Source organism: Paraburkholderia sp. BR14374 (assembly GCF_040948685.1).
Classification (GTDB): domain Bacteria; phylum Pseudomonadota; class Gammaproteobacteria; order Burkholderiales; family Burkholderiaceae; genus Paraburkholderia; species Paraburkholderia youngii.
In genome coordinates this window covers 115,669-141,619 of sequence record NZ_JBFPKF010000009.1, presented here as the reverse complement: position 1 = coordinate 141,619, position 25,951 = coordinate 115,669, and the positions used below count along the sequence as shown (strand labels likewise).

General features: G+C 61.6%; 26 protein-coding genes and 1 pseudogene. 16 read left to right on the top strand and 11 right to left on the bottom strand.

Annotation, left to right across the window (positions count from 1 at the left end; all coding sequences use genetic code 11):
• Positions 1–20: 20 nt before the first annotated feature.
• Positions 21–938, bottom strand: coding sequence for an AraC family transcriptional regulator (locus tag AB3X86_RS22045; protein ID WP_368597628.1), 918 nt, complete (start codon positions 936–938; stop codon positions 21–23).
• A 99-nt stretch (positions 939–1,037) separates the two neighbouring features.
• On the opposite strand from AB3X86_RS22045, the gene AB3X86_RS22040 reads away from it, so the two are divergent.
• Positions 1,038–1,787 carry an SDR family oxidoreductase gene (locus AB3X86_RS22040; RefSeq protein WP_368597627.1) on the top strand — a complete coding sequence of 250 codons (750 nt, stop codon included), beginning with the start codon at positions 1,038–1,040 and terminating at the stop codon, positions 1,785–1,787.
• Positions 1,788–1,825: 38 nt separating this feature from the next.
• Here the strand turns inward: AB3X86_RS22040 and AB3X86_RS22035 are convergent, their stop codons facing one another.
• Positions 1,826–2,566: an SDR family NAD(P)-dependent oxidoreductase gene (locus tag AB3X86_RS22035; RefSeq protein ID WP_368597713.1), complete on the bottom strand. Its 741-nt coding sequence runs from the start codon at positions 2,564–2,566 to the stop codon at positions 1,826–1,828.
• A 121-nt stretch (positions 2,567–2,687) separates the two neighbouring features.
• Between AB3X86_RS22035 and AB3X86_RS22030 the strand changes: the two genes are divergently transcribed.
• Positions 2,688–3,578: a LysR family transcriptional regulator gene (locus AB3X86_RS22030; RefSeq protein ID WP_176123553.1), complete on the top strand. Its 891-nt coding sequence runs from the start codon at positions 2,688–2,690 to the stop codon at positions 3,576–3,578.
• Positions 3,579–3,611: 33 nt separating this feature from the next.
• On the opposite strand, the gene AB3X86_RS22025 is transcribed toward AB3X86_RS22030, so the two are convergent.
• Positions 3,612–4,502: a LysR substrate-binding domain-containing protein gene (locus AB3X86_RS22025; RefSeq protein WP_368597626.1), complete on the bottom strand. Its 891-nt coding sequence runs from the start codon at positions 4,500–4,502 to the stop codon at positions 3,612–3,614.
• Positions 4,503–4,603: 101 nt separating this feature from the next.
• On the opposite strand from AB3X86_RS22025, the gene AB3X86_RS22020 reads away from it, so the two are divergent.
• The gene (locus tag AB3X86_RS22020) at positions 4,604–5,194 is read left to right on the top strand and encodes a LysE family translocator (protein WP_176111831.1); all 591 of its coding nucleotides are present in this window, start codon (positions 4,604–4,606) and stop codon (positions 5,192–5,194) included.
• A 78-nt stretch (positions 5,195–5,272) separates the two neighbouring features.
• On the opposite strand, the gene AB3X86_RS22015 is transcribed toward AB3X86_RS22020, so the two are convergent.
• From AB3X86_RS22015 to AB3X86_RS22000, 4 genes are all read right to left on the bottom strand, one after another.
• Positions 5,273–6,373 carry an NADH:flavin oxidoreductase/NADH oxidase gene (locus AB3X86_RS22015; protein ID WP_368597625.1) on the bottom strand — a complete coding sequence of 367 codons (1,101 nt, stop codon included), beginning with the start codon at positions 6,371–6,373 and terminating at the stop codon, positions 5,273–5,275.
• A 254-nt stretch (positions 6,374–6,627) separates the two neighbouring features.
• On the bottom strand, positions 6,628–6,825 hold the full coding sequence (locus AB3X86_RS22010) for a hypothetical protein (RefSeq protein ID WP_176111829.1): 198 nt from the start codon (positions 6,823–6,825) through the stop codon (positions 6,628–6,630).
• A gap of 86 nt (positions 6,826–6,911) precedes the next feature.
• Positions 6,912–8,261 (bottom strand): NAD(P)/FAD-dependent oxidoreductase, encoded by a 1,350-nt coding sequence (locus AB3X86_RS22005; protein WP_368597624.1) that lies wholly within the window; start codon positions 8,259–8,261, stop codon positions 6,912–6,914.
• Between the two features lie 383 nt (positions 8,262–8,644).
• Positions 8,645–9,115 (bottom strand): ribonuclease, encoded by a 471-nt coding sequence (locus AB3X86_RS22000; RefSeq protein WP_368597623.1) that lies wholly within the window; start codon positions 9,113–9,115, stop codon positions 8,645–8,647.
• Between the two features lie 247 nt (positions 9,116–9,362).
• Here AB3X86_RS22000 and AB3X86_RS21995 point away from each other — a divergent pair, with 247 nt between their 5' ends.
• The 3 genes from AB3X86_RS21995 (at position 9,363) to AB3X86_RS21985 (ending at position 12,355) form a co-directional block, all read left to right on the top strand.
• Positions 9,363–9,758 carry an NnrS family protein gene (locus AB3X86_RS21995; protein WP_368597622.1) on the top strand — a complete coding sequence of 132 codons (396 nt, stop codon included), beginning with the start codon at positions 9,363–9,365 and terminating at the stop codon, positions 9,756–9,758.
• Positions 9,759–10,489: 731 nt separating this feature from the next.
• Positions 10,490–11,233: an acetoacetyl-CoA reductase gene (gene phbB, locus AB3X86_RS21990; protein ID WP_368597621.1), complete on the top strand. Its 744-nt coding sequence runs from the start codon at positions 10,490–10,492 to the stop codon at positions 11,231–11,233.
• A gap of 702 nt (positions 11,234–11,935) precedes the next feature.
• A complete protein-coding gene (locus AB3X86_RS21985; protein ID WP_368597620.1) occupies positions 11,936–12,355 on the top strand; it encodes a DUF1810 domain-containing protein in 420 nt (139 codons plus the stop codon).
• Between the two features lie 72 nt (positions 12,356–12,427).
• On the opposite strand, the gene AB3X86_RS21980 is transcribed toward AB3X86_RS21985, so the two are convergent.
• Both AB3X86_RS21980 and AB3X86_RS21975 read right to left on the bottom strand, forming a co-directional pair.
• Positions 12,428–13,474, bottom strand: a complete 1,047-nt coding sequence (locus AB3X86_RS21980) for a lyase (protein WP_368597619.1) — start codon at positions 13,472–13,474, stop codon at positions 12,428–12,430.
• Between the two features lie 103 nt (positions 13,475–13,577).
• Positions 13,578–13,694 (bottom strand): annotated as a pseudogene (locus tag AB3X86_RS21975) (quinone oxidoreductase); the annotation flags it as partial.
• A 233-nt stretch (positions 13,695–13,927) separates the two neighbouring features.
• On the opposite strand from AB3X86_RS21975, the gene AB3X86_RS21970 reads away from it, so the two are divergent.
• The 4 genes from AB3X86_RS21970 (at position 13,928) to AB3X86_RS21955 (ending at position 16,751) form a co-directional block, all read left to right on the top strand.
• The gene (locus tag AB3X86_RS21970) at positions 13,928–14,287 is read left to right on the top strand and encodes a hypothetical protein (RefSeq protein ID WP_368597618.1); all 360 of its coding nucleotides are present in this window, start codon (positions 13,928–13,930) and stop codon (positions 14,285–14,287) included.
• Between the two features lie 237 nt (positions 14,288–14,524).
• The gene (locus AB3X86_RS21965) at positions 14,525–14,794 is read left to right on the top strand and encodes a hypothetical protein (RefSeq protein WP_368597617.1); all 270 of its coding nucleotides are present in this window, start codon (positions 14,525–14,527) and stop codon (positions 14,792–14,794) included.
• Between the two features lie 74 nt (positions 14,795–14,868).
• On the top strand, positions 14,869–16,554 hold the full coding sequence (locus AB3X86_RS21960) for an FAD-dependent oxidoreductase (protein ID WP_368597616.1): 1,686 nt from the start codon (positions 14,869–14,871) through the stop codon (positions 16,552–16,554).
• Between the two features lie 5 nt (positions 16,555–16,559).
• On the top strand, positions 16,560–16,751 hold the full coding sequence (locus AB3X86_RS21955; RefSeq protein ID WP_013094246.1) for a DUF2783 domain-containing protein: 192 nt from the start codon (positions 16,560–16,562) through the stop codon (positions 16,749–16,751).
• Between the two features lie 7 nt (positions 16,752–16,758).
• Here AB3X86_RS21955 and AB3X86_RS21950 read toward each other — a convergent pair whose 3' ends face one another.
• Complete coding sequence (locus AB3X86_RS21950) at positions 16,759–17,613, bottom strand: IclR family transcriptional regulator (RefSeq protein ID WP_176383904.1); 855 nt, start codon at positions 17,611–17,613, stop codon at positions 16,759–16,761.
• Positions 17,614–17,618: 5 nt separating this feature from the next.
• Positions 17,619–18,422, bottom strand: a complete 804-nt coding sequence (locus tag AB3X86_RS21945) for an IclR family transcriptional regulator (RefSeq protein WP_368597615.1) — start codon at positions 18,420–18,422, stop codon at positions 17,619–17,621.
• Between the two features lie 205 nt (positions 18,423–18,627).
• Between AB3X86_RS21945 and AB3X86_RS21940 the strand changes: the two genes are divergently transcribed.
• The 6 genes from AB3X86_RS21940 (at position 18,628) to AB3X86_RS21915 (ending at position 25,920) form a co-directional block, all read left to right on the top strand.
• Positions 18,628–19,587 (top strand): MBL fold metallo-hydrolase, encoded by a 960-nt coding sequence (locus tag AB3X86_RS21940; protein WP_176383900.1) that lies wholly within the window; start codon positions 18,628–18,630, stop codon positions 19,585–19,587.
• A 125-nt stretch (positions 19,588–19,712) separates the two neighbouring features.
• Positions 19,713–21,038, top strand: coding sequence for an MFS transporter (locus AB3X86_RS21935; RefSeq protein WP_368597614.1), 1,326 nt, complete (start codon positions 19,713–19,715; stop codon positions 21,036–21,038).
• A 301-nt stretch (positions 21,039–21,339) separates the two neighbouring features.
• The gene (locus AB3X86_RS21930) at positions 21,340–23,202 is read left to right on the top strand and encodes an extracellular solute-binding protein (RefSeq protein ID WP_368597613.1); all 1,863 of its coding nucleotides are present in this window, start codon (positions 21,340–21,342) and stop codon (positions 23,200–23,202) included.
• A gap of 16 nt (positions 23,203–23,218) precedes the next feature.
• Complete coding sequence (locus tag AB3X86_RS21925; protein ID WP_176383895.1) at positions 23,219–23,428, top strand: hypothetical protein; 210 nt, start codon at positions 23,219–23,221, stop codon at positions 23,426–23,428.
• Between the two features lie 128 nt (positions 23,429–23,556).
• Positions 23,557–25,452, top strand: a complete 1,896-nt coding sequence (locus tag AB3X86_RS21920; protein WP_368597612.1) for an FAD-binding monooxygenase — start codon at positions 23,557–23,559, stop codon at positions 25,450–25,452.
• Positions 25,453–25,479: 27 nt separating this feature from the next.
• A complete protein-coding gene (locus AB3X86_RS21915; protein WP_176123576.1) occupies positions 25,480–25,920 on the top strand; it encodes a MarR family winged helix-turn-helix transcriptional regulator in 441 nt (146 codons plus the stop codon).
• Positions 25,921–25,951 lie beyond the last annotated feature (31 nt).

Here is a 25,951-nt window from a genome sequence, read left to right as displayed (position 1 = left end):
GGCGCTTGCGCTACGAAGCTTCATCGAGCGATGACGACATTCGCCGCGTCTCGAGCATACTGCGTCGGCGGCAGTCCGACATGACGCGTGAACGCGACGCTGAATGCGCTTGCCGAGCTGTAGCCGACACGTTCCGCGACCGCCGCGATGCTGACTTCGTTCGAGCGCAGCAGATTCTTGGCGATAGCCATGCGCCACGACAACAGATACTCCATCGGTGCGACGCCGACCGCGCGGCTGAATCGATCGAAGAAAGCGGACCGTGAAAGCGCGGCGGCTTTTGCGAGTTGCGCGATCGTCCAGGGCTGGTGCGGGCTTTCGTGCATTTGACGAATCGCGAGCGCGAGACGGGGATCGGCGAGGCCGCGGACGAGTCCGGGCGATGCCCCGGTTCCCGTGGCTCGCAACGCTTCGATGAACAGCACCTCGAGCAGTCGCGCCAGCACGACCTCGCGCGCGGGCCGCTGCGCGCGCGACTCTTCCCTCACGAGCTTGACGAGTGTCGCGAGCCTGCGTTCACCGCGCACGTGCACGAGCTTGGGCAACAGCGAGACAAGCAAGGCCGCGTCCGGCGAACCGAACGCGCAGAGGCCCGCAAGCCATTGGGCTTCTGGCGCGACCGATGCATCGCCGAAACGAAAACTGCCGTCGGGCAGCGCCGCGGGCGCGCTATTGGAGACGCCGTCATCGTCGGGCGGATCGCTGCTCGTCATCGTGAAGCTGAAGACTTCGGGCACGAGCACGAAGTCTTCGGCCTGAAGAATCAGCGGCTCGCAACCATTGACGGATAGACGCAGCGACCCTTCGAGCACCACGCAGTAGAACGGCTGGCCGACTTCCGTGCGGCTCGCGCGCCAGCGCCCGGCGCCGCTGAGCACTTTCGAGAACGTGGGTGTCGGCTTGAGCAGTGTGACGATTTCGGCGAGCGGGTCGATCATGATCGGACGATTTCGAATGAAACCTGGACGCTCGATTGTAGCGAGTCCTCGCTGTCAGGACTTATTGTGTCGGGACTGTCACCAACCACAGGATTCGACATGAAGACCGTCTTGATTACCGGTTGCTCGTCCGGCTTTGGCCTCGAAATCGCGCGTTATTTTCTGGATCGCGACTGGCGCGTGATCGCGACGATGCGCACGCCACGTGAAGACGTGTTGCCGCGCTCCGATCGTCTTTCGATTCTCGCCCTCGATGTGAAGGACCCGCAAAGCATTCGCGCGGTCATCGATGCGGCCGGACGGATCGACGTGCTAGTCAACAATGCGGGTATCGGCTTTCTGAATGCGCTAGAAGGAACGCCGATGGACACCGTGCGCGATATCTTCGAGACCAATACGCTCGGCACCATCGCGATGGCGCAGGCCGTGTTGCCGCAGTTGCGCGAGCGCCGCGAAGGGGTGATTGTCAATGTGACGTCGACCGTCACGTGCAGACCGCTGCATCTGCTGTCGGTCTACACCGCGAGCAAGGCCGCGGTCAACGCGTTCAGCGAATCGCTCGCACTGGAACTGGAGCAGTTCGATGTGCGCGTGCGTGTCGTGCTGCCGGGACGCGCGCCTTCCACCCGCTTCGGCGAAAACGCGCGGGCACGCATGAAAGACGGATTTCCCGAGCCGTACGACGCGCTCGCGCAGCAGGTTTTCGCAAGGTGGGAGAAAGAAACGGCCGTCACGCATGCATCGGATGTCGCCGAAGCGGTTTGGCTCGCCGCGACCGATTCATCGAGCCCGTTCAACATCCCCGCCGGCGAGGACGCTGTCGAGTGGTACCACGCGCGCGTCAGATAGCAAACGCCGGGCAAACATCGCCGCGGCTTTTTCGACCGTCACACCTGGCCGATGCCACCGTCATTCATTAAATCGGCACCCGTCATATAGGAACTCTGTTCCGAGGCGAGAAAGAGCGCCGCGCTGGCCATCTCCTCGGCGCGGGCGAGTCGGCCGATCGGAACCATGCTCTTGTACATGCTCACCAGATCCTCGCGTGTCGCCGACTGGGAATCGAGTATCGGGGTGTCGGTGACACCAGGGCTCAGCATGTTGACGCGAATGCCGCGATCCTTGAATTCGGCTGCCCACGTGCGGGCATAGGACCGCAACGCGGCCTTCGTCGCCGCGTAGGCGGTGTGCCCTGGGATGCCCATCACGTGCATGGCCGACGAAACCAGAATGATCGACCCACCACCCGTCATCATCGGCAGCAGCTTCTGCACCAGAAAGACCGGGCCGCGCGCCATCAGGTTGAATGCCTTGTCGAAATGCTCAGGCGTGATGGTGTCGATCGAAGCCTGCTCGGTATAACCCGCGTTCGACACGATGATATCGACGACACCCTTTTCTTCCCTGACAACCGCAGCAACACGATCGAGGTCATCGAGATTCGCGGCGTCCGCCTGAATCGCGGTAACGTTGCGTCCGATCAGTTTGACGGCCTCGTCGAGCTGGCCTTGCCGACGGCCGAAGATAAAGACGTGAGCGCCTTCGGCGACGAACCGCTGGGCGATCGCGAAGCCGATACCGGTCGTTCCGCCGCTAATGACGGCGATCTTGCCTGCGAGAGTGCTCATTGGAACTTCCGTCCGATGTTGAATGGAAGTCTCATCGTAATTGCGGCCCCCACGAATGATAATCGGCGGATTTATCATAAGATCCATTCACCAAAAGAATAGGTCCCACGAGAGGAATGCAATGGATCGGTTTCACGAATTGAACGCCTTCTTCGCCGTTGTCGAAGCGGGCGGCTTTTCCGCTGCGGCGCGCAGAACCGGCGAGTCACAGTCCTCTATCAGCAAGTCGATCGGCGCGCTGGAAAAGCGCCTCGGGGTACTGCTATTCAACCGCAGCACACGCAGCGTGACCTTGACCGATCAAGGGCAGAAATACTACGAGCGGACCAAGCCGTTGCTCGACGAGATCGAGGTGGCCGACAGCGAACTGACCAGCAGCACGCTGGACGTCTCGGGCCTTGTGCGGATCGCCTGCGCTTCTACATTCGGCCGCCTGCACGTTCTTCCGCTGATTCCCGAGCTGCTGTCGCGCCATCCCGGTCTTCGGGTCGATCTTGTGTTGTCCGATTTCGTGCGCGATATGGTGGAGGATCGAATCGATCTCGCGATTCGAGTGGGCTCCGTCAACGATCCGGATTCTGTCGTGAAGCGAATCGCCAGCACGCCGCTGGTCTGTGTCGGATCGCGTCGCTATTTCGAGCAACACGGAGTACCGAGGGAACCTGCGGAACTCGCCAATCACAATTGCCTGCTCTACGGTGGTCTGCTGGAATCGGCGAACTGGCCTTTTCATGGGCCACGAGGCCGGTTCAGCGTGCCGGTGCGAGGCAACCTGTCGTCGAATAGCGTCGAGACGATCCGATCGGCCGTGCTCGGGGGCGTGGGAATCGGCCTCTTCGCGAAGCTCTCGCTTGCCGACGAACTCAAGCATCCGGACATCGTGACCGTGCTCGACGATTTCATTCGGGACGCCCGTGATGTGAGCATCATCTGGCCGCGGCGGCGTTTCGTGCCTGCGCGCGTGCGCCGGGTCACTGATTTTTTCGCGGCGGCGCTGCCGCAGCGCTTGTAGGAACGCTCCAGAACGCACTTCAAACGCAGTACGTCACGCGATGTTCGCTAGCGGCGCGCGTCGCGTGCTTGCGTCGCTCGACATCGACTCGCGTACATGGCGCACGAATTCCTGCGCCGCTGGCTGAACCGTCGCGGGCAAGCGCAGACATATCGCGAATGGAGGCAGTGCAGGCAAGCCGCTTACGCGAGGCGTGAGCGTCTCCAGATCGGCCGGCACCGTGGAGGCGAGCCAACTCGTTACCGCGAGGCCCGCGCGCACCGTTGCGGCGGTCGCCTCGATGTTTCCGCTCTCGAACACCGTTCGCCACGCGATGCCCTCGTTCGCGAGCGCACCGAGCACCACCGAACGGAAAGCACAACGCTCGTCTACCATCGACAGCGGCAACGGCCGCTTCTGCCACACCTCACTGCCGCGCCCCTTGACCCACACCAACGGCTCGATGCAGACCACTTCACCTTCGGCTTCGCTCGCGACATATTCGACCAAGGACACGTCCACGCGACCGCTATTCACCGCCTCGCTCAGTTCTGGCGACGCCGCGCACATCAAGGTTATTTCGACGTGCGGATGCGCGTCGGCGAATGCCTTCATCGCGGGCGCAAGCCGCGTCACGAGATCGGGAGGCACGCCCACACGCAAGGCGCCGCGCAACGGCTGCGCGGTCATGTCGGCCCAGATTTCATCGTTCAACTGAAGCAGCTTGCGCGCCTTCACGAGAAACTGCTCGCCTTGGCGCGACAGTTCCAGCCGGCGCGTCTTGCGAACGAACAGAAGGCAATCCAGCACATCTTCGAGGCGCTTTATCTGCTGGCTCACCGCGCCTTGCGTCATGTGCAGCAAATTCGCAGCGACCGTCATGCTGCCGCTATCGGCGACGGCAACGAAGGTGCGGATCAGGTCGAGGTCGAAATTTCGGCTCATCTATGCATTATGTCGCGTAATGTATCGCATCAATATTATTAGCTTTTACGATGCTTTGACGATCCGTACAGTGCAAATTCCTTGATTTCGAATTTGCACCGATGACCTCGATACTCCCGCTTCTGCTCTTCGTCGCCGTCGCGACCGCGACGCCCGGTGGCGCGACCACGCTCGCCACCGCGTCGGGCGCACGTTTCGGTTTCGTACGCTCGATACCGCTGATGCTCGGCATCGCTCTGGGCCTTGCGTTGCTCGCTGCGCTCGCCGCGCTCGGGCTGGGCGGTCTGCTTCTGGCGCTGCCGTCGCTGCAAACGGCGGTGAAAGCGCTCGGCTCCGCCTATCTGCTATGGCTCGCCTGGCGCATAGCGCGCAGCGGGCCGCCAAACGCGGGCAACGGCCCCGCGCGTCCGGTTACGCTCGTCAACGGTTTCCTGCTGCTCTGGCTCAATCCGAAAGGGTGGGCGATGACAGTCGGCGCGGCGGCGTCGTTCGCGCTGCTCGCAAACAACCCGAACCGCCTCGCGATGCTGCTCGGAGGAGCGTTCGGGGTGGCTGCCTGCGCTTCGCTCGCGCTATGGTGCGCGCTCGGCGTGCTGCTCGCGCGGCTCTTTCGGACGCCACGCCACTGGCGCCTTCTCAATCTCGCGATGGGCGTGCTGCTCGCCGCATCCGTCATTCCGACCTGGCGATGAGCCTGAAGCCGCGTTCGTCGATGCGTCGGATAGTTTGGTCGCCGCCCTGGTCGCCGCCCCGTTATCGACGAAGCCGATTCAAACGAACACCTTTCTCAGCCGACCAGGCTGAGAGCGAAGATACTGGTTCGGCGCCTTGACTTGAGTCCCAAAGTGACCGGCAGCGTGCCAGGGCCAGCGAGGGTCAAAGAGCACGGCCCGAGCAAGCGCGATCAGATCGGCGTCTCCGGTGCTGAGAATGGATTCGGCTTGTTCGAACTCGGTGATCATGCCGACGGCGATGACAGGGAGCGTCGTCGCCTGCTTCACTGCCCGCGCGAAGGGAACCTGATAGCCAGGCCCGATCGGAATTTGCGCGGCTGGGTTCGAACCGCCACTTGAGACATTGATTGCGGCGCAGCCTCTAGCCTCCAGCGCGTGGACAAAAGCGATCGCGTCCTGCACGGACCACCCGCCGTCCACCCAGTCGGTAGCGGATACCCGCATCGTCACGGGGCGATCATGCGAAAACGCTTCTCGCACGGCTTCGAAAACTTCAAGTGGAAAGCGCATCCGGTTTTCCAATGAACCGCCGTATTCGTCGTCCCTGTGATTTGACAGAGGCGACAGGAATTGATGGAGCAGATAGCCGTGCCCGCCAAGAATCTGAATGAAATTCAACCCGAGCCGGGAGGCGCGCTGCGCTGCGGCCGAGAACGCGTCGCGAATGGCGGCCAGGCCATTGCGGTCCAAGGCGGTGGGTGGTATCTCTCCGGCGGCAAAAGCGACCGGAGACGGGCCGTAGGTGTGCCAACCATTCGCGTGATCATAGGGAATCTGTGCGCCGCCGTCCCATAGTTTCTGTCGAGACCCCTTTCGGCCAGCATGGTTGAGCTGGATTCCAATCGGCGTGTCAGACCATCGCCGAATGCCGCCCAGCACTCGTGCCATGGAGGCTTCGCACTCGTCCGAATAGAGTCCGACGTCACCGTAGCTGGTGCGTCCGTCGGGGGTGACCGCCGTCCCCTCGATCGTGAGTGCCGCCGCACCTGAAAGCGCCAGGTGGCCGAGGTGAATCAGGTGCCAATCGTTCATCTGGCCGTGTTCGGCGGAGTACTGGGCCATCGGGGCGATCACGATCCGGTTGGCCAATTTCAGGTTGCCGACTTGTATCGGCGTGAATAGCGTTGGCTGATTCATATCGACTCCTTGACTCAACGCCACCGCAAACCAGGCTGACTCCGCGAATCTCGATGACCTCGACTATTGACGGCGATTTTGCCTGCGAGAGAGAGGCATGGAGATCTTCTGTCTGGTGATGGGTGAAAGCCAGATCGTAGTTGCAAGATCGGGGAGTGATAATGCGCCGATTCTTCATAAGGCCAATTCCTGACGAGAATAGCCGTGAGCTCCGGCTCAATCAGTGAGTTGGCCGTTTGATGACCCGAAGCGTGTCAGTTGTAGCCAAGAACAGCGGCAGACGACACGTCCGGCCTCTCAGGCACATTCGAGGCGATCGTCGATACCGTCGATGCAAGAAACGATCGGTACACGGAGCGCGATCGATTTTCAGAGCCATCCTTGCCGTTTCGAGCGCGCGTGGCGCCACTGCTCGAGTCGACGCTGAAAGGCGATTGGTCGAAGCTGTTCATGGTCTCTCTCCGGCTTGCTGGTGTTGGGAATCGGTTGATTTATTTGCCACGGCCAGACCCTTCGGCCATTTACAACGAACTGTTGCTCAGTGCAGTTTGACGTGCGGCGCCGTGCTTCGACGGAGCCGATGCGCGAGGGTATTGACGATCATGCGTGCATAGCCATGCAGCGCTGCAACGTGCATCCGATACAGCGACAGGTACATGAAGCGGGCAAGCAGTCCGTCCACGAGCATGCTGCCGCCGATAAGGCCTCCCATCAGACTCCCCACCGCATTTGCATGCCCGAGCGACACTAGCGAGCCGAGATCGCGATAGGCAAACTCCGGAAGCTTTCGTCCCTCGATGCGTCGCCCGAGTGCCTTGACTAAAAACGATGCCTGCTGATGAGCCGCCTGGGCGCGCGGTGGCACATTGCGCTCGAAGCCCAACCATGGACACGCCGCACAATCGCCGAATGCAAAGACATGGTCGTCCAGCTCGGTTTGAAGCGTGCGACGCACACTGAGTTGCCCCAGATGATTGACTGTCAGACCATCGAGAGTTGAAAGCACCGTGGGCGCCTTGATACCGGCGGCCCACACAGTGAGATCCGCACGTATCGTCTTGCCGTTTTTCGTGCGGATAAATCCGGGCGTGACCTCCGCGACCCGCTCGTCGACCATCAACTTGACACTGAGTTTGCCCAGCAATCTTGCAGCCGCGGCAGACACGCGTTCTTTCAACGCTGGCAGAATCCGCGGCCCTGCTTCAATCAGCACGATCCCGACGTCGTGTGTGGGGTCGAGCCGATGCAAGCCGTACGATGACAGTACCTTCGCGGTATTGCGCAATTCCGCGGACAATTCCACGCCCGTAGCGCCACCACCAACGATCGCGACCTGAACACGAGGCGCGCGTTCGCCAGGCACTCCGCCAGCATCCCGCTCACCTGCGTTTTGTGTTTGTTCGGCGCGAATGCAAGCTGCAATCAGGCGCTTTCTGAAGCGTTCCGCTTGAGCGACGTTGTCAAGCGCGAGCGAGTTCTCCGCCGCGCCCGGCACGCCGAAGTAGTGCGTTGTACTACCGATGGCCAGAATCAACGAGTCGTACTCGATTCGGCGCGGCGGAATCAGTTCGGTTCCGTCGTCGTCGAGCAGTGGCGAAAGCAGGACGTGTCTAGAGCCACGATCCAGTCCGACGAGTTCGCCCTGGATGAACTGGAAGCCGTGCCACTGTGCTTGCGCGGCATATGCCAGTTCCTGTGCGAATGGATCGAGACTTCCCGCTGCGACCTCGTGCAATAGGGGCTTCCAGATATGCGTCGGGTTGCGGTCGATCAACGTAACGGACGCACGTTGCGCCCCGCCTCTTCGTCGACCGCCATAACGATCGCCTAGCCTCGTTGCGAGTTCAATGCCACCCGCCCCTCCTCCCACGATCACAAAACGATGCACGAAGATTCTCCCTGGTCGACGACGCGCGGTACGGTAGGTAATCCAACACAACGGTTGAGAACCACTATCGCAGATGCCCGATGGCAGGAAAATCTCATAGTTCTGATGGTTGCCTTCAGCTTTTCTGATTGACCGATGGCGCCGTCTGAAAACCGCTTGAGATCGTCTGCTGGGAGATAAGGATCGTTGTCAACGCAGACCCATGGGACAACTTCGGTCAGCGCCAATGGGATGCGGTCGCGGCGGCCATCGAGTTATCCATTTCTCAAACACGACGACGCCATCATCGCCGGCGCAATCGGCATGGATCGCTAGCGCATGGTCAGGAGCGCGGGATTGATACGGTCGTCAGGCGTGCAGCGCTCGCGCAGTTGATTCCGTCTTTATTCTGCAATGCGCTTAAAGCTGGCGTAGTAATCGTCGGTGTAATAGCACTCGCCGATGTGCTTGCGCGGACCGCCACAGACTATCCGGCGTTGCCCGCGATCCGTCGCGCCAGGTGTGCGAACCGTATAGGTGTGGTAGTAGCCGCGCGGGTGTTTCGGCAGCAAGCCCGCGGTGTTACGAAACAGGACGCCGTCGTCGCTAAACGGGAAGGGGCCGCCTGCTTTGATCAGGCGCAGCGTTTCGGCAGCCTCCGCCGGCAACTGCGCCTTGGTGACAGTGACTAGCGCCACCGTGCCTTGCGCGCCCGAGGCGGCGGCCGCTTCGCTCGCGCTTTGTGCAGGTTGAACCGGCGCCGAGCTCGCAGATGCGCCCGATGCCTCAGTGGCGTTTTGCGGTCCCTGCTTGCCGCATCCGCCGAAGATCACGCTCAACGCGACGATGCAGGAGAAAGCTGACGCTCTCTTCACGAAACGGTTCTCCCTTCGTTGACCAGCGCCCGACGACCAGGATAGATGTAAAGGTATCTCTAATGACGGGGCGAATCAACGTCCGATCGGAGATTGGCACTTTTCCATGACAACCAGGCCGATGGGTTCCACCGCACCTGACGATGCTGTTGGTGAGGCTTCGTCTGGGGAGCGCCATCGGGCGGCCAGAGGGCTCCGCTGGCGCGAACATTCGTCGCATGTGGAGAAAAGGTCCTGTGTGTAAAAGATGAATCACCATCTAGTCGTCGTTTGGAGCAGTCATGAAGCGGACCGTCAGGATCGCAACAGGTCAAGTCGACACACCACCCCGCATCGCTCTGTGGGCGCTCGGATTCATACCTTCACGGTGGGAGTCATTGGAACCGCGATCATCGCGATGATCACGCGGACCGCACGCGCACACACCGAACGCGAACTCGTGGCCGGTAAGGTCGAGGTCGCCTGCTGCGGTCTGTTCATTCTGGCGACCTTGGGTCGGGTGCTCGGCCCCTGGCTCGCGCCGCAGTTCACGATGGCCTGGATATACGCATCCGGTCTATGCTGGGCGGCCGCGCTGGTTCTCGATTGCGTGCAATACGGAGCGTGGCTTGTCCTCGCCCGTGTCGATGGCAAGCCGGGTTGAAGAACTGGTCCCCCTCGAAGCGGCTAGCAAGCGAGACCCGTCGTAGCCGCTTCGAACGCCTTTATTTCGCCCCGACGCCCGCTCGCTCGCGGCGTTGCCATCGAACCCGTCGAAACAGAGCCCCCCTTCCCTGGCCCATCCGCTTTTGTGGTCGGACGACCGGACGCGCGAACGATCGTTCGCACTGACTTCACGAATGCGTGGGCGATAGTCAGTAGGCCCACAATGTACAAAAACTACATTTCTTTCGTTGCAGAGATGTAGTTTTTCTACTACTATCGCCTCGTCGGTCGAACTTACGGCCTTTGCGAGACCTAGCCGACACGGTGCGTCTATCGCAATCGAAGGGACAACAGACCGCTTCTTCGGACCTTCAATTGTTACCGGTAACACTAGGAGCACGGCAAGCGTACGCGAGGCGCGTTTTCTTGCGCAATCAGGTCTATGTCGAATTCCCTTCGCGGTTTCATCTGATTAATTAGTCGTGCCAATGACGCCATCAGAAACTGAGTTCTCGCCCCACTTGGTCAGCAGACGAATGCGTGCGCAACCCGCAAGGCAGGCCGTGCCATTTGTCCGCGACAGAGACAGAAGACCGATTCATTTTCGCCGGACCACCTGACGCAATTCAGTTGGCGGCAATACGTTGTGCCAAAGCAATGGCGGGTTGTGCGAGACGGCCATTGGGTTATTCACGTTCCTCGCAGATATGACGATCACGGATGGAAAGAATGACGAAACGAATTGCTGTAGTGACTGGCGGTATGGGCGGTCTGGGAGAAGCGATCAGTACGAAACTGCACGATGCAGGTTATGCGGTGGTAGTCACGCACTCGCCGAACAACACCGGCGCAGCGGCATGGCTCGCGAACATGGAAGCTCAAGGCAGGAACTTTCGCGCGTATCCGGTCGATGTCGCCGACTACGATTCATGCCAGCACTGCGCAGCCAAAATTCAGTTTGAAGTCGGCCCGGTCGACATTCTGGTGAACAACGCCGGAATCACCGAGGACATGACGCTCCGGAAGATGAACAAGGTCAACTGGGACGCAGTCATCCGCACCAACCTGGACTCGGTGTTCAACATGACGAAGCCGCTGTGCGAGGAGATGGTCGCGCGGGGTTGGGGACGCATCGTCAACGTTTCGTCCGTCAACGGCTCGAAAGGCTCGATCGGCCAAACCAACTACGCAGCTGCCAAGGCCGGCATGCACGGCTTCACGAAATCGCTGGCGCTGGAAGTAGCGCGTAAGGGCGTTACCGTCAACACGGTTTCGCCGGGATACCTGGCCACGAAGATGGTCACGGCGATCCCTCAGGAGATCCTCGATACGAAGATCTTGCCGCACGTTCCTGTGGGGCGTCTGGGCAAGCCCGAGGAAGTGGCGGCGCTCGTGCTTTACCTCTGCTCGGACGACGCCGGCTTCGTGACCGGCGCCAATGTTGCGATCAACGGCGGCCAGCACATGCAGTAACAGTCGCGCGACGCCCGCGCCAGCCGGTTCGTGCAGAGAGACCGCACGAACCGGCCCGAACCGCTTACGCAACACGCCTATGCCTCCCAGAGAGGAACGTGTGATGAGTGAAACCTGGATGGGCCTCGTGATCGGAGGCACGGCCCTTGGTATCGCAATGTTCATGGTCGTTAGCCACTATCGACGCGAGCGCATGCGGGCACGAATGCTGCGGGAACGGAATCGTCACGACTCGTGGCATCAAATGCGCGCACGAAAGTGATTGCACGCCGTACATGGATATCCACCAGCGCATATGTATTGCCTGAAAGAAAGCAGGCTCACCTGACGCCTGACGTGCAGACCGGATTCAGTCGGTCACCACATTGAGAGAAGTGGATGAAAACTAAAAGCAGAAAACCGTCTGGAGACAGAGCGAGCCCCTATTCGCCCCAGACTGCCGAGGATGCGATTTCCCATCTCGAACGGGTCCTGTCGGCGGGTGCCGCGAAATCCCTGTTCACCGGCGTCTACTGGCGCGCGCGGGTTCAGCAACTGAGCGCTACGCGAGGGCTGACTCCGTTGCAGCGAGCAAGGCTCGTGAGACTACTCAAGTCTCTTCCATTGCCGGTACGGGGCGAAGATCGATCGTAGACCTGCACGATCATGCGCGCGAGAATCGTGATTCAACGATAGGTTTCCACGTTTGCAGCGGAGTACGAAATGGACGATCCCTACGACCTTCAACGCTTCCTCGATGCACAGGACCCGGTCTACGCCCAGGTATGCGATGAACTGAAGCATGGACGTAAGCGAAGCCACTGGATGTGGTTCGTGTTTCCTCAAATCGAGGGGCTCGGCACCAGCGCAATGGCTCAGCGATTCGCGCTTTCGTCGCTGGCCGAAGCGCAAGCGTACGTGCGCCACCCGATACTTGGCGCACGGCTGCGCGAAACCACGCAACTGGTCAACCTCGTCAGCGACCGCTCCATCGAAGAAATTTTCGGCTATCCGGATCACCTCAAGTTTCGCTCGTCGGTGACCCTATTCGCGCACGCCACGAACGACAACGATGTATTTGTCGAAGCTTTGCGCAAATATTTCGGCGGCGAGGCCGATCCGCGAACCCTCCAACTGCTCTAGCCATTTTGGTAGCGGGCCCGCGCACGTGGGGCGCGGCGGACTGCGCAATTCCGTTCTCGGGGAAGTGTGGCGTCACTGCCGACCCGCACCGGCTGCACGGGAGCGGTAAAGCAGCAGATGATCGGTCGCGGATTCGGACAGCCAGACCTCGCCTGGACGGCCCATCATCTGACGCACGTTCGCGTGGTCACGCGGCAGTGGCAAGACGTCGAACCGCTCGGTACGCGGATCGAAGCGCACTAGCGCATTGGCGCTCCATTCACTGAGCCAGACGATGTCCTGGTCGTCGACGAATATTGCGTACGCGTGCGGACCGTTGCCGGGCAGCCGCCATTCGCGCCATTGCTGCGTTGCGGGATCGAATACGCCGACTTTGCCGGCGTTCCACTCGCTGATCCAGACGCGCCCGCTGGAATCGGCCCAGACGCGGCGCGCGCCCTGATTCGCCGTTGGCGGCTCGATGATCTCTGCCGTGCCCGTCGTCCGGTCGATGCGACCGAGGTAGCTTCCCGCCAGCGAAGCGAAATACAGATCCCCAGTGCGCGTCACGCAGATACCGTAGGGCCCCGCGCCGCGTGGAGCATCGAAGACGCGCATGCGTCCGCTTTGCGGATCGAGCTCGCCGTAGACACCACTTTGCCCGGTAAACCACAGATGCCCCTGTTTATCGAACACGGCGGTATTCAGATTGGCGTCTGACCGGTCCTTGGGCAGCGGAAAACGCGTGACGGCGAGCGTCTTTGGATCGATGCGCACGATTGCATTCTGGCCGCCGTCAGTGACCCACGCCGCACCATCCGGACCGACGATCACGCCATGTGGCGCCGATCCGGTGCCGAGCGCGATCGTGTCGATTTTGCCGCTGCGCGGGTCCAGCCGCCCGAGCGCTCCCCGCGCCTGGGCGGTGTACCACACGGTGCCGTCATGCGCCGGTGCGACGTCATGTGGTGCGCTGCCGGCCGGCACGACGAAGCTTTCGAACGACGATGGCCGCTGTGCTTGCGCCTGCGCGAGGCCAAGGTTGCCCGTGCTCACCGCGCAAGCGCTGGCGCAGATCGTGAAGGCAATCACAAACCGGGCGGTCGATCGCGGGGCACAGTTCGTGAGATGAATCAGCATCTGCGGTCTCCGTCGCTGTCTGTGTCAGCTAACGTATCACGAATACCACTTGCCGAGCTCAACCCGACGCTTCAGTGCCTGGCAGCGCTCTACGCGTCTGCTTTCAGCCGATTTCGATCACCGCCTTTGCTGCCTGCCGACGCTCCTCCAGCGCCGCATGCGCTTCCTCGACGTCCTCGAGCGTATAGCGGCCATTGATCTCGACATTGAGCGCGCCTTGCCGGAATTCAGCCCTGCCAGTAGAGGGTTTACCCTGGCAAATCTCACTGAAAGCCATTTGAAATGAATGTGACGTTCGTTAGAATGGGTCCTGTGCTGAGACGAATCCGAAAGAGTCCATCAGCGCCTCGCTGTACCGGAGGCAACCGCAGTCGGCTGACAACCTCACATCACTTATGACTTAGAAGGCAGTCGTCATTATTCAGTAGACCTCAATTGAACGGAGAGTAAATCATGAGCCGCCTTACCAACCGAATCGCCACAACGCTCGTCGTGCTCGGCCTGATGACTTCGGGCGCAGCTATCGCGCAGCAGCCAACCACGACGGCGCCCCCGGTCGCAGAGGTTGCTACCGTACCGGCGACTACCCACAATGACCCTATCGTTCAGAAGCGAAACGAGATTCGCGAGGCCAACCGCGAACAACGCGCCCGGACCGCGGAAGCCAGAAAGGCATTCAGGGCCGAAGCTCGCGATGCCCGGCAAGAACGCAACCAGGCGGCGAGCGAATCCCGCGAGCGCGCACGCGCGGCCTTGGCTGAATCGGCACAACCTGGCGCGACTCAGGCCGGCGCGGCGCATACCACCCAATGAGTCATAAACGCTACGGGGTTTGTTCAGGAAGAGCGGGGGCCGGTCCTCAGCGGAGAAGAATCCAATCGAAGATGATCAGTCGGCACCCGGCCCTTCCTACCAGCGGAGCCCTCGCATGTGCGAGCGGCTCCGCAATTTTTTATATGGCAGTTTTTAGCAACTTCACCGTAGCAAGCCGGCCGGCCACCTCACTCAAAACCTGAACTGTGCGACGCAGTCAACGAGGTTTGCAGCCTGTTGCCTCAAGCTCTCCGCCGCCGAAGCCCTTGCGTCGACGCGCGCTACGTTTTGCTGCGTTGTTTCGTCCATCTGATTGACCGCTTCACCGACCTGCCCGACGCCGACGCTCTGCTGCGCACCAGCGTTGCTGATTTCCGCGACGAGAACACTCACTCGCTGAATCGCCTCCACGACCTGCGGGTCAGCGATTTCGTTGCAAGGTCAGCACATGCGGGAGCAAACCGCACCAGGGTAAATACAGATTCGATCGCTCGAAAAGCTTTATAAAATGAGCAACATTAGCAAGGAGCAATACTGCTTGCTATAGATTAATGGAAGATATCCGCAAAACCGGAGACGTCATGCAGATCGACTACCAAACGATGCGCTTCGAGTACGAGCGAGCCGCCGACCACGATGCCGGTGCCCCGCGCACCTATCCGGTCATCGTGATCGGCGCTGGCCCGGTCGGGTTGTCCGCGGCCATCGATCTGGCGCAGCAGGGCGTTCGCACCGTGCTGCTCGACAACGACGACACGCTGTCGAGCGGCTCGCGCGCAATCTGTTTTGCGAAGCGCACGCTGGAAATTTTCGACCGCCTCGGCTGCGGCAAGCGGATGGTCGACAAAGGCGTGAGCTGGAACGTCGGCAAGGTGTTCCTGCAGGACGAGCTGATCTATACCTTCAACCTGCTGCCCGAAACAGGCCACGCGCGACCTGCGTTCATCAACCTGCAGCAGTACTACGTCGAAGGCTATCTGGCAGACCAGGCGAAGCAGACCGCGAATCTGCAAATGCGCTGGAAAAGCAATGTGATCGGGGTGACGCAGCAAGACGACCATGTCGAGTTGCAGGTCGAAACGCCCGACGGCATTTATCCGATGCGCGCTCAATACGTGGTCGCTGCCGATGGCGCACGTAGCTCGGTGCGCAAGGCGCTCGGTCTCGACAGCCACGGTCGAACCTTCAAAGACCGCTTCCTGATCGCGGATGTAAAAATGAAGGCGCCGTTTCCGACCGAACGCTGGTTCTGGTTCGACCCGCCCTTCCATCGCAATCAATCGGTACTGCTGCACAGGCAACCCGACAACGTCTGGCGCATCGATTTCCAGCTCGGCTGGGACGCCGATCCGGTCGCGGAGAAACAGCCTGAAAAAGTGATTCCGCGCGTCAAAGCGCTGCTCGGCGACGATGCCGAGTTCGAACTCGAATGGGTCAGCGTCTACACGTTTTCGTGTTTGCGGATGGACAGCTTCCGGCATGGCCGCGTGCTGTTCGCGGGCGATTCGGCGCACGGTGTCTCGCCGTTCGGCGCGCGCGGCGCGAATAGCGGCGTGCAGGATGCCGACAATCTCGCCTGGAAGCTGCGGCTCGTCGTCAACGGCGGCGCGCCGCCGGCGCTGCTCGATACCTATGCATCGGAGCGCGAATATGCGGCGGACGAAAACATCCTGAACTCATCGCGCGCCACCGACTTCATCACGCCGAAAAGCGCGGTGTCGCGTATATTCCGCGATGCGACGCTGAAGCTCGCGAAGGAGTGTCCGTTCGCGCGGCGCATGGTCAACAGCGGCCGTCTGTCGGTGCCGGCGATTCTGCGTGACTCGCCGCTGAACACGCCCGACGCCGACACGTTCACCGGCGCGATGGTGCCCGGCGCAGCTAGTACTGACGCGCCCGTCAAGGTGGCTGGCGAAAACGCCTGGTTCCTGAATCAGACCGGACATGGCGGCTTCACGGGTGTGCACTTCTGCGGCCAGGGAGACGACCTGACGAAATGCGCCGAACAGCTTCGCGCGCTCGCAGGTCTCGCGGTGCCGGTCCACTCGTTGATCGTCGTCCCACGCGGCGCGCCCGTGACCGCTTTGCCGGACATGCCTCACGTCACGGTGATCGAAGACGTAGAAGGCATCGTCACGCATCGCTTCGATGCGCGGCCTGGCACGTTTTATCTGCTGCGTCCGGACCAGCACGTCTGCGCGCGCTGGCGCGCTCTCGACACCGCATCGGTCACCAAGGCCGTGGATCGCGCAACCTGCAACGGATAACCATCATGACCAAGCTGAACATCGAAACGAACATGGCCGATCCCGATGCGTTCTATGAAAAACTCATCGACGCGCACAACGGACTGACCGACGAGCAAAGCCACTTCATGAACGCGAAGCTCGTGCTGCTGCTCGCCAACCACATCGGCGATGCCGACGTGCTGCTCGAAGCGCTTGCGCTGGCGCGCGCGGATTGAACCAGGTTCAGCGCCCAATCCAGCCGAATCGCCACGACAGCCGTCGTGTCGTGGCGAGCAGCCTCTGCGCGGTCGCGCCGCCCAGGCTGAAGTCAGAGCCGCCCGACGGACCGATCACCGCGACCACCAGACTGACGCTGCCTGTGTGATCGAACACGGGCGCGGCCAACGCGCCGATGCCCGGCACCGGCGCATCGAGTGCGTCATCGATACCGTCGTTGCGCACTTTCGCGCGGCGTGCCAGATAGGTCGGGACCAATGACGGCGCGCCCTTTTTCGACGACACGAACACCTCCGCGGCCGGCGCGCCAGCAAGTCTGATCGATTCCTGCGACAACAGCCCGACCAATACGTCGTCCGCGAGATGCGCGGCGAACACGCGCCCTATCGCCGTGTTGACGAGCGACATCACGGTGCCCACGCGCAGGCTCACGTGTTGCGGTCGCGCGGATTCCTCGAAGCGGATAACGGTAGGCCCCAAAGGTCCAAGAATCGCCACCGCGACGCTCATGCCGGACTCCGCCGCGAGCGTGACGATCTCCGGTTCGGCATCGCGAATCGGCGACATGCGCTGCAACGCGATCAGGCCGAGCTCCATGCCGAGCGGTCCCGCGCTGAAAAGACCCGCGTCGTCGCGGCTCAGCAAGCCCACCTTGAGCAGACTCACCAGATGCGGAAACGCCTTGGCGGCGGGCATATCGGCGGCGGCGGCCAGATCGCGCAGCGACAGCGGGCGGCCGGCGGCAACGAGTGCCAGCAGGAGATCACCGGTGTTGTCGAGCGCGCTGATGCCGCGCTGAGCTTTCGTATCGCTGAGTGGGGGCGTGTTCGCGTCGGACGCGTCCGGGGTTTCGATCTGCATGATTCTCAGGTGGGTATAACCAGCGCTTCGGTGATGCGTCGGGAAGTCTCGAGCAGCTGACGTGCGACCGCGCCATCCCACGCTACGTCGATCGAGCCCGACGAGCCGATCGCCGTCAACGCGAGCTGCATCCATTGGTCGCCATCGAACACCGGCACGCTCAGACTGCTGATGCCAGGACTCGGCGCATCGATACCGCGCTCGATGCCGCGTGCGCGGATCTCATCGAAGCGCTTGCGCCATTCGGCGCTAGCCGACCCTTTGGCAGCGCGGCCGCGCGCCGGCGTCGGCTCCGCCGACTGCGCCTGGCTTCGCGCCATTTCCGCGACCTGCTCGGGTGCGCAAAACGCGCAGAAGACGCGGCCAGTCGATGTCGCTTCGAGCGACATCACCGTGCCGATGTGCAGATTGACATGCAGTGGCGCACCGCTGCGCTCGTACCGGACGATGGTCGGTCCCTGCACGCCCGCCACGCAGATCGCGACGCAAAGACCGATCCGCTCCGCGAGCGCAGCCGCATGGGGCACCGCGATGCGATAGACGGGCTGCTGTTCGATATGCATGAGGCCAAGCCGCAACGATAGCGGCCCCGGCTCGTAGTTTCCGGTTAGCGCGTCGCGCTTGACGAGGCCGAGGCGCGTCAGGCTTACCAGATACGTATGCGCCTGCGCCGACGACAGCTGCGCCTCGCCGGCCAGTTCCGTCAGCCCGAGCGGCTCGCGCTGTCGCGCCAGCGCCTGCAGCAGCCGTCCGCCGACCTCGACGCTTTGAATGCCCCGCTGTTTCTTTTCGCTTGTCGTATCAGCCATCGTGTTGTCCGGTCTTGCCTCGAAGGAGATTCGGCCCGTTCGGTGTCGCCCGTGGAAGGCCTAGATGGTATCCGATCGGACCGTGCCGACCAACCAACCGAGTTTACCCTATCTTAGTTAATGACAAGGTATTTTGTCATTGACAAATATCCGTGCGACGACGACTATTAGTCATCCCCCAACGAGTCGCGAGACGGAGACAGACATGGCGAAGGCTTTCGCATCCCAGGCCGACCTGGAAGAAAAGAAGATCACGTGGACCCAATTGTCGGAAAACGCGTATGCGTACACGGCCGAGGGCGACCCTAACTCGGGCGTGATCGTCGGCGACGACGGCGTGCTGATCGTCGACACCACCGCCACGCCGGCCATGGCGCAAGACCTGATCGCGAAGATTCGCAGCGTCACCGACAAGCCGATCAAATACGTCGTGCTGTCGCACTATCACGCGGTGCGCGTGCTGGGCGCGTCGGCATACTTCAAGGAAGGCGCGCAACAGGTGATCGCTAGCCGCGGCACCTACGAAATGATCGTCGAGCGCGGCGAAGCCGATATGAAGTCGGAGATCGAACGCTTCCCGCGCCTTTTTGCAGGCGTCGAAACGGTGCCCGGCCTGACGTGGCCGACGCTGGTGTTCGAAAAGGAAATGACGCTCTTTCTCGGCAAGCTCGAAGTGCGCATCGCACATCTCGGCTCCGGCCACACGAAGGGCGACACGATCGTCTGGCTGCCATCGCAGAAGGTGTTGTTCTCCGGCGACCTGGTCGAGTACGACGCGGCCTGTTACTGCGGCGACGCGCAACTCGAACAATGGCCGGCAACGCTCGAAGCATTGCGCGCGCTGAATGCGGAGAAGCTGGTGCCGGGCCGCGGCCCCGCGCTGCTGTCGCCGGCGGAAGTGAACAAGGGCCTCGACTACACGAAAGACTTCGTCACCACGCTATTGCAGGCGGGCCGTGACGCATTCAGGGACAAGCTCGATCTGAAGGGTGCGATGGCGCTGACACGCAAGGCGATGGACCCGAAGTTCGGCAACGTCTTCATTTACGAGCATTGCCTGCCGTTCGACGTGTCGCGAGCCTACGACGAAGCAAGCGGTATCAGCCATCCGCGCATCTGGACCGCGCAGCGCGATAAGGAGATGTGGGACGCGCTGCAGAGCTGATCGCCCCACGCACTCCGGGAAAGACCGTCCGGTCTTTCCTTTTCCCCGTTCAAACCATGAAGGCGCGCTAGACGCCTCGGGCGCGCTCGTCTTCGCACAGGCGCGCTCCGCACCTGGAGCGAGACATGCAGCATTCCCTCGATGGCAACGCCATTGGCCACGCCGCGTCCGTCGCGAGCGACGATTCGATGTTCAGAAAGGTCGCGTGGCGCATCGTGCCGTTTCTGTTTCTTTGCTACGTCGTGTCGTTTCTGGACCGGATCAACATCGGCTTCGCGCAATTGCAGATGAAGCATGATCTCGGCTTCAGCGACGCGATGTACGGGTTCGGCGCAGCCGTGTTCTATATCGGCTATGTTTTGTGCGAGGTGCCGAGCAACATGCTGTTGGCCAAATACGGTGCGCGTAAAACCTTCATGCGGATCATGCTGCTGTGGGGCATCGCGTCGATGTGCATGATGTTCGTGTCGAAGCCCGCGCACTTTTACGTTCTGCGCTTCATGCTGGGCGTGTTCGAGGCGGGCTTTTTCCCGGGCATCGTGCTGTATCTGACGTACTGGTTTCCGGCCAGCCGGCGCGCCGCCGTGATCTCGGTGTTTTTCGCGGGCGTGGCGGTCGCGGGCGTGCTCGGCGGACTTTTCTCCGGCTGGATCATGCGCGACATGGGCGGCGTGCTGAAGCTGTTCGGATGGCAGTGGATGTTTGCGATCGAAGGCGCACCGGCTGTGATTCTCGGATTGCTGTCGTGGCGCTATCTGGTCGACAAGCCTCACGACGCGAGCTGGCTCACGCAGGCAGAAAAGGACCGGCTCGTCACGCTGTGCGCGCAAGGCCAGGCGAAACACAGCGGGCATGACGGTCTCAGCTTCGCTGAGGCGTTGCTCAATCCGCGCGTCTATCTGTTCGCGTTCATCTATTTTTCGCTGACCTGTGCATCGCTGACGCTCAACTTCTGGATGCCGTTGATGATCCGTGATTTCGGCGTTCAGGATGTGGTCGCGGTAAGTCTTTATACGGTGGTGCCGAATGCGATCGGCGCAGTGGGTCTGATTTTGATTGCGCGCCGCTCGGACCGAACTGGGGAACGGCGCAGGCATTTTGCTTTCTGCACCGTGGGCGGTGGTCTCGCGCTTGCGGCGCTTACGCTGCACCTGAGCAGCTTTGCTGCGATGCTGGCAATTTTGTCGCTGGCCTCTGTGTTGATCTTCGCGGCGCTGCCGATCTTCTGGGCGGTTCCTACCAGCTATCTGTCTGGCAAAGCGGCTGCATCTGGCATTGCGTTCATTAGCAGCATTGGCATCACCAGCGGCATCGTCAGCCCGTGGGTGATCGGGCAGATACGCACGGCGACGGGCAGTATGGATCTCGCCGTTTATATTCTTGCTGGGCTGCTTGTGCTTAGCGGGGGCGCGTTGATGGCGGGCGTCAAAGGCGATGTGATGCGACGGTGACGCGTGATTGACTGGTTGCCGCTGGCGTCGCAGAGTCAGGTTGCGCGCCGCGAAACGAGTGTTCGCGGCGCAATCGCAATAGACGATCCATTCAGGCACGGCTAATGCAGATCACGATGGCACCGGCCCCAGCATCGAAAGGAAAAGCCATGTCCACCACGCCATCCGCCATCAGACATCCAGCCGGACATCCGTCGTATCGTGATTTCGTGACGGGCGCGAGCGGCTGATGCGCGCCGCTCGATCGATTGCCGTGTGGATGCACCCGTGCGGATACCGGGACGCAGTTTTGACCGGTCCAATGATCCGCTCGTCCAACAGCTGGCGCTTGCTGCTCGCGCTCGTGCTGAGCGGATCGGCGCTATGGAGTGCCGACCCCGCTTATGCTGTCTACGCGATCGCCCAATACGGCGAGCCTAAATATCCCGCTGATTTCAAGCACTTCGACTACGTCAACCCCGACGCCCCCCGCGACGGCACGCTCGTGCTCTCGAATCCGAACCGGCTGACGAGCTTCGACAAATTCAACCCATTTACGCTGCGAGGCAATCCCGCACCGGGACTCGGACTGATGTTCGAAAGCCTGACGACCGGCAGTGCCGACGAAGTGGCGAGCGCGTACTGCCTGCTCGCCGACGACATCGACGTCGCCAGGGACGGCCTGTCGACAACCTTCCACATCAACCCGAAAGCGCGCTTCTCGAACGGCGATCCGGTCACCGCAGCGGACGTGAAGTTCTCGTTCGACACGCTGAAAAGTCCGCAGGCGCTGCCGCAGTTCGCGGTGTACTTCGGGCAGATCGCGCGCGCGGTGGTGATCGACCGGCTCACGATTCGCTTCGATTTCAAGGTCGCGACACGCGAGATGCCGCTGCTCGCGGGCGGAATTCCGGTGTTTTCGCACAAGTGGGGCATGCGGCCGGACGGCACGCGCATTCCTTTCGATCAACTCGCGTTCGAGAAGCCGATTGCAAGCGGCGATTATCTGATCGATCGATACGACAACGGCCGAACCATCAGCTACGAGCGCAACCCGAACTACTGGGGTGCGTCGCTGCCGGTCCGCGTGGGCACGCACAACTTCGCGCGCATCGACTACAAGCTGTATGCGGACGCGGTCGCGCAACTCGAAGCGTTCAAGGCGGGCGAGTACGACGTGCTCGTCGAACACACCGCGCAGAGCTGGGTGCGGCGCGATATCGGCAAGCGCTTCGACAGCGGCGAGCTGATCAAGCGCGAGTTTCCTCATCACAACGGCGTGGGCATGCAGGGCTTTTTCATCAACCTGCGGCGGCCGCTCTTTCAGGACGTGCGCGTGCGCGAGGCGCTCGATCTCGCGTTCGACTTCGAGTGGCTCAACCGGCAGCTTTTCTACGATCAGTACAAGCGCACCGACAGCTTCTTCGTCAACACGGACCTGCAGGCCAAGGGCAAACCCAGCGAAGGCGAACTCGCGATTCTCGAGCCATTGCGCAATCAACTCGATCCCGCCGTGTTCGGCGAGATGCCGCAACAGCCCAACACCGATCCACCGGGATCGCTGCGCGCCAACCTGATCAAGGCGCGCGAGCTGCTGGCCCAAGCGGGCTGGACGTATCGCGACGGCGCGCTGCGCAACGCGAACGGTCAGCCATTCGTCTTCGAGCTGCTCGGCGACACGGGCGGCGGCGTGTCGATGGAACCGGTCGCCGCTGCGTTCGGCCGCAATCTGCAGAAGCTCGGCATCACGATGAACTTTCGCACCGCCGATTTCGCACTGATTCAAAAGCGCATCGACGCGTTCGACTTCGACATGACGACCGTGCGCCTGCCCGACGTGCAGGTGCCAGGCACCGAGCAGCTATCGCGTTTCGGCAGCCAGTACGCGAACGAGCCCGGCTCCGACAATCTCGCCGGCGTGAAGTCGCCGGCCATCGACGCGATCCTGCGCAAGGTGCTGGGCGCGCAAACGGATGAGCAGCTCGTCGATGCGACCCACGCGCTCGACCGGGTGTTGATGAACGGCTACTACGTGATCCCGCACTGGTATTCCGCGGTTCATCGCATCGCGTACCGAAACAGCCTCGCTTATCCGGCGATGCTGCCGCTTTATTTCTCCGCCGACGAATGGGTTCTGTCGACGTGGTGGCAGAAGGCTGGACCGAATCTTGCACGCCCTCGATGATTGGAGGACAACGATCATGAGCAGACTACTCGTTGCAATCATCGTATCAGTCGGCCTCGCGGGCTGCGTCGTCGCACCGCCGCCGCCCAGCTATGGCTATGGGTATGAGCCGGCACCCGCTTATGGCTATGCGCCCGGGTACTACGTCGCACCGCCGTCCGTGAGCCTCGGCATCGGCATTGGCGGCTACTGGGGTGGCCATGGAGGCCATTGGCACGGCCATTGAATCAGACGGTCCAGGAGGGCTCTTCTAAACCAGGGTAAACATCCATCCTCGCACGAAGTACTTCAAAATGGTTGGGGTACGGAGTATATTCGCGTTCAGCAGATATTTACTGAACGGAGGAGGACGCTATGCAATTTCATCTCAACGGTTTCCGGGTCGGCGATCCGACGATCGAGCCAGCCATCGGCAACGCACATGCTGCGCAGATGCCGGAGACGGTCGACGTGCTGATCGTCGGCAGCGGCCCTGCCGGAGTCGTGCTGGCGGCGCAGCTGTCGCAATTCCCGTCGATCAACACGCGCATCGTCGAGCGTCGCGACGGACCGTTGCAGATGGGACAGGCCGATGGCGTAGCGTGCCGTACCGTCGAGATGTTCAATGCGTTCGGCCTCGCGGATCGCCTGCTGCAAGAAGCCTATTGGGTCAATGAAACGGTATTCTGGCGACCCGATGCAAATGACCGCGGCGCGATCAGTCGAACCGGCCGGGTTCAGGATACCGAAACGGGTCTTTCGGAATTTCCGCACGTCATCGTCAATCAGGCGCGTATCCAGGAGTATCTGCTCGACGTGATGCGTCGCTCCGCGCGCCGGATCGAACCGGACTACGGCCTCGAACTGGTCGACGTCCAGCGCGACGATACGAATGAATACCCGGTGCTGGTCACGCTGCGGCGCACCGATCCCGCGCGGCTCGACGAGACGGTGACCGTGCGCGCGCGCTATGTCGTCGGTTGCGACGGCGCGCGCAGCCGGGTACGCACCGCCATCGGACAAACGCTGCGCGGTGACGCGGCCAACCATGCGTGGGGCGTGATGGACGCGCTGGCCGTTACCGACTTCCCGGACATCCGGCTGAAAGCGGCGATTCAATCCGCGAGCAAGGGCAACCTGCTGATCATTCCGCGTGAAGGCGGATATTTGGTTCGCTTCTATGTCGACCTCGGCGACGTCACTCCGGAGAATCGCGACAACCTCAAGCAGATCACGGTCGATCGCATCATCGAGACGGCGCAAAGCATCCTCCATCCCTATACGCTCGACGTCAAGGAAGTCGCGTGGTTCTCGGTCTACGAGGTCGGTCAGCGTCTCACCGACCGCTTCGACGACGCGATCGCCGCCGACGGCACTTCGCGCGAACCGCGCGTGTTCATCGCGGGCGACGCCTGCCATACGCATAGCGCCAAGGCGGGCCAAGGCATGAACGTGTCGATGCAGGACGGCTTCAATCTCGGCTGGAAGCTCGGCGCGGTGCTGCAAGGCCGTAGCGACGCCGATCTGCTGCGCACGTATTCGGACGAGCGCCAACCCATTGCGCAGGAGCTGATCGATTTCGACAAGGAATGGTCGGCAATGATGGCCGCTCCGCCGAAGGACCCCAACCGGCCCGAAGCAGGCGGTGTCGATCCCGCGGAGCTTCAGGCGTACTTCGTTCGCGCTGGCCGCTACACGGCAGGCGTCGCGACGCGTTACCGGCCGGCCACGCTGACCGGCGAAGCGACGCATCAGGCGCTCGCCAAAGGCTTTACGATCGGCACGCGCTTTCACTCGTCGCCTGTGGTTCGCCTCGCTGATGCAAAACCGTTCCATCTCGGGCATGCGGCGCAAGCCGACGGCCGTTGGCGTCTGTACGCTTTTGCGGACGCGTCGGGTCGTGCGCTGAATGCGTTGTGCGAGCATCTCGACAAGTCGCCGGAATCCGTTTTGCGGCTCTTCACGCCGAAGGACGCCGACGTGGACAGCGTTCTCGATCTGCGCGCGGTATTGCAACAGCCGCATCGCGAAGTCCGTCTCCAGGACATCCCTGCTCTGCTGCTGCCGCGCAAGGGTCGCCACGGTCTGGTCGACTACGAAAAGGCATTTACGAGCGACGCGACGACTGATATCTTCGACGAGCGCGGCATCGATCGCGAACAAGGTGCACTCGTGGTGGTACGTCCCGACCAATACGTGGCCCATGTTCTCCCATTGAATGCGTACGCGGAATTGAACGCCTTCTTCCGGCCCATCTTTCGCGTGCGTTAAGCCATAACTAAATCCGACACTCCGAAATTGCCGATCAAACCTGAAGACGCCGGCGCGCTCCCCAAATTTACTGGCAGCCTGGTGCGCCGTGCCCAACAGCGCCATGCAGCGGTCTGGCTGAGTGAGGTCTCCGCCGAGATCACGAGCGTGCAGTACGCAGCGCTCGAAGTCTTGCACGAGACACCCGGCGTCAGTCAGCGGCAACTCGGAGATAAACTCGATGTGGATCGTTCGACGATCGCCGATCTCGTTGCACGTATGGTGCGCAATGGTCAGATCGAGCGCGCCGACGATCCTGTCGACAAGCGCAGTTATGTGCTGTATCTCACCGCTGCCGGTAAGAAGCAGCTTGCGGCCTTGCGTCCGCGCGTCGAGCAGGTCGAGCGCATTCTAACTGAACGGCTGACGGCAAGCGAATTGGCGCAGTTGCGCCGGCTGCTTGCGGCACTGTTGCCGCCGCAGGATTAATTCCCTTACTGCTCCAATAAGCCCGCCGGCC

Excerpts from the sequence above, each read along its gene's own strand:
- AB3X86_RS22045 (WP_368597628.1), bottom strand. The coding sequence starts at position 938 with ATGATCGACCCGCTCGCCGAAATCGTCACACTGCTCAAGCCGACACCC.
- AB3X86_RS22040 (WP_368597627.1), top strand. The coding sequence starts at position 1,038 with ATGAAGACCGTCTTGATTACCGGTTGCTCGTCCGGCTTTGGCCTCGAA.
- AB3X86_RS22035 (WP_368597713.1), bottom strand. The coding sequence starts at position 2,566 with ATGAGCACTCTCGCAGGCAAGATCGCCGTCATTAGCGGCGGAACGACC.
- AB3X86_RS22030 (WP_176123553.1), top strand. The coding sequence starts at position 2,688 with ATGGATCGGTTTCACGAATTGAACGCCTTCTTCGCCGTTGTCGAAGCG.
- AB3X86_RS22025 (WP_368597626.1), bottom strand. The coding sequence starts at position 4,502 with ATGAGCCGAAATTTCGACCTCGACCTGATCCGCACCTTCGTTGCCGTC.
- AB3X86_RS22020 (WP_176111831.1), top strand. The coding sequence starts at position 4,604 with ATGACCTCGATACTCCCGCTTCTGCTCTTCGTCGCCGTCGCGACCGCG.
- AB3X86_RS22015 (WP_368597625.1), bottom strand. The coding sequence starts at position 6,373 with ATGAATCAGCCAACGCTATTCACGCCGATACAAGTCGGCAACCTGAAA.
- AB3X86_RS22010 (WP_176111829.1), bottom strand. The coding sequence starts at position 6,825 with ATGAACAGCTTCGACCAATCGCCTTTCAGCGTCGACTCGAGCAGTGGC.
- AB3X86_RS21995 (WP_368597622.1), top strand. The coding sequence starts at position 9,363 with ATGAATCACCATCTAGTCGTCGTTTGGAGCAGTCATGAAGCGGACCGT.
- phbB (WP_368597621.1), top strand. The coding sequence starts at position 10,490 with ATGACGAAACGAATTGCTGTAGTGACTGGCGGTATGGGCGGTCTGGGA.
- AB3X86_RS21985 (WP_368597620.1), top strand. The coding sequence starts at position 11,936 with ATGGACGATCCCTACGACCTTCAACGCTTCCTCGATGCACAGGACCCG.
- AB3X86_RS21980 (WP_368597619.1), bottom strand. The coding sequence starts at position 13,474 with ATGCTGATTCATCTCACGAACTGTGCCCCGCGATCGACCGCCCGGTTT.
- AB3X86_RS21970 (WP_368597618.1), top strand. The coding sequence starts at position 13,928 with ATGAGCCGCCTTACCAACCGAATCGCCACAACGCTCGTCGTGCTCGGC.
- AB3X86_RS21960 (WP_368597616.1), top strand. The coding sequence starts at position 14,869 with ATGCAGATCGACTACCAAACGATGCGCTTCGAGTACGAGCGAGCCGCC.
- AB3X86_RS21955 (WP_013094246.1), top strand. The coding sequence starts at position 16,560 with ATGACCAAGCTGAACATCGAAACGAACATGGCCGATCCCGATGCGTTC.
- AB3X86_RS21950 (WP_176383904.1), bottom strand. The coding sequence starts at position 17,613 with ATGCAGATCGAAACCCCGGACGCGTCCGACGCGAACACGCCCCCACTC.
- AB3X86_RS21945 (WP_368597615.1), bottom strand. The coding sequence starts at position 18,422 with ATGGCTGATACGACAAGCGAAAAGAAACAGCGGGGCATTCAAAGCGTC.
- AB3X86_RS21940 (WP_176383900.1), top strand. The coding sequence starts at position 18,628 with ATGGCGAAGGCTTTCGCATCCCAGGCCGACCTGGAAGAAAAGAAGATC.
- AB3X86_RS21935 (WP_368597614.1), top strand. The coding sequence starts at position 19,713 with ATGCAGCATTCCCTCGATGGCAACGCCATTGGCCACGCCGCGTCCGTC.
- AB3X86_RS21930 (WP_368597613.1), top strand. The coding sequence starts at position 21,340 with ATGATCCGCTCGTCCAACAGCTGGCGCTTGCTGCTCGCGCTCGTGCTG.
- AB3X86_RS21925 (WP_176383895.1), top strand. The coding sequence starts at position 23,219 with ATGAGCAGACTACTCGTTGCAATCATCGTATCAGTCGGCCTCGCGGGC.
- AB3X86_RS21920 (WP_368597612.1), top strand. The coding sequence starts at position 23,557 with ATGCAATTTCATCTCAACGGTTTCCGGGTCGGCGATCCGACGATCGAG.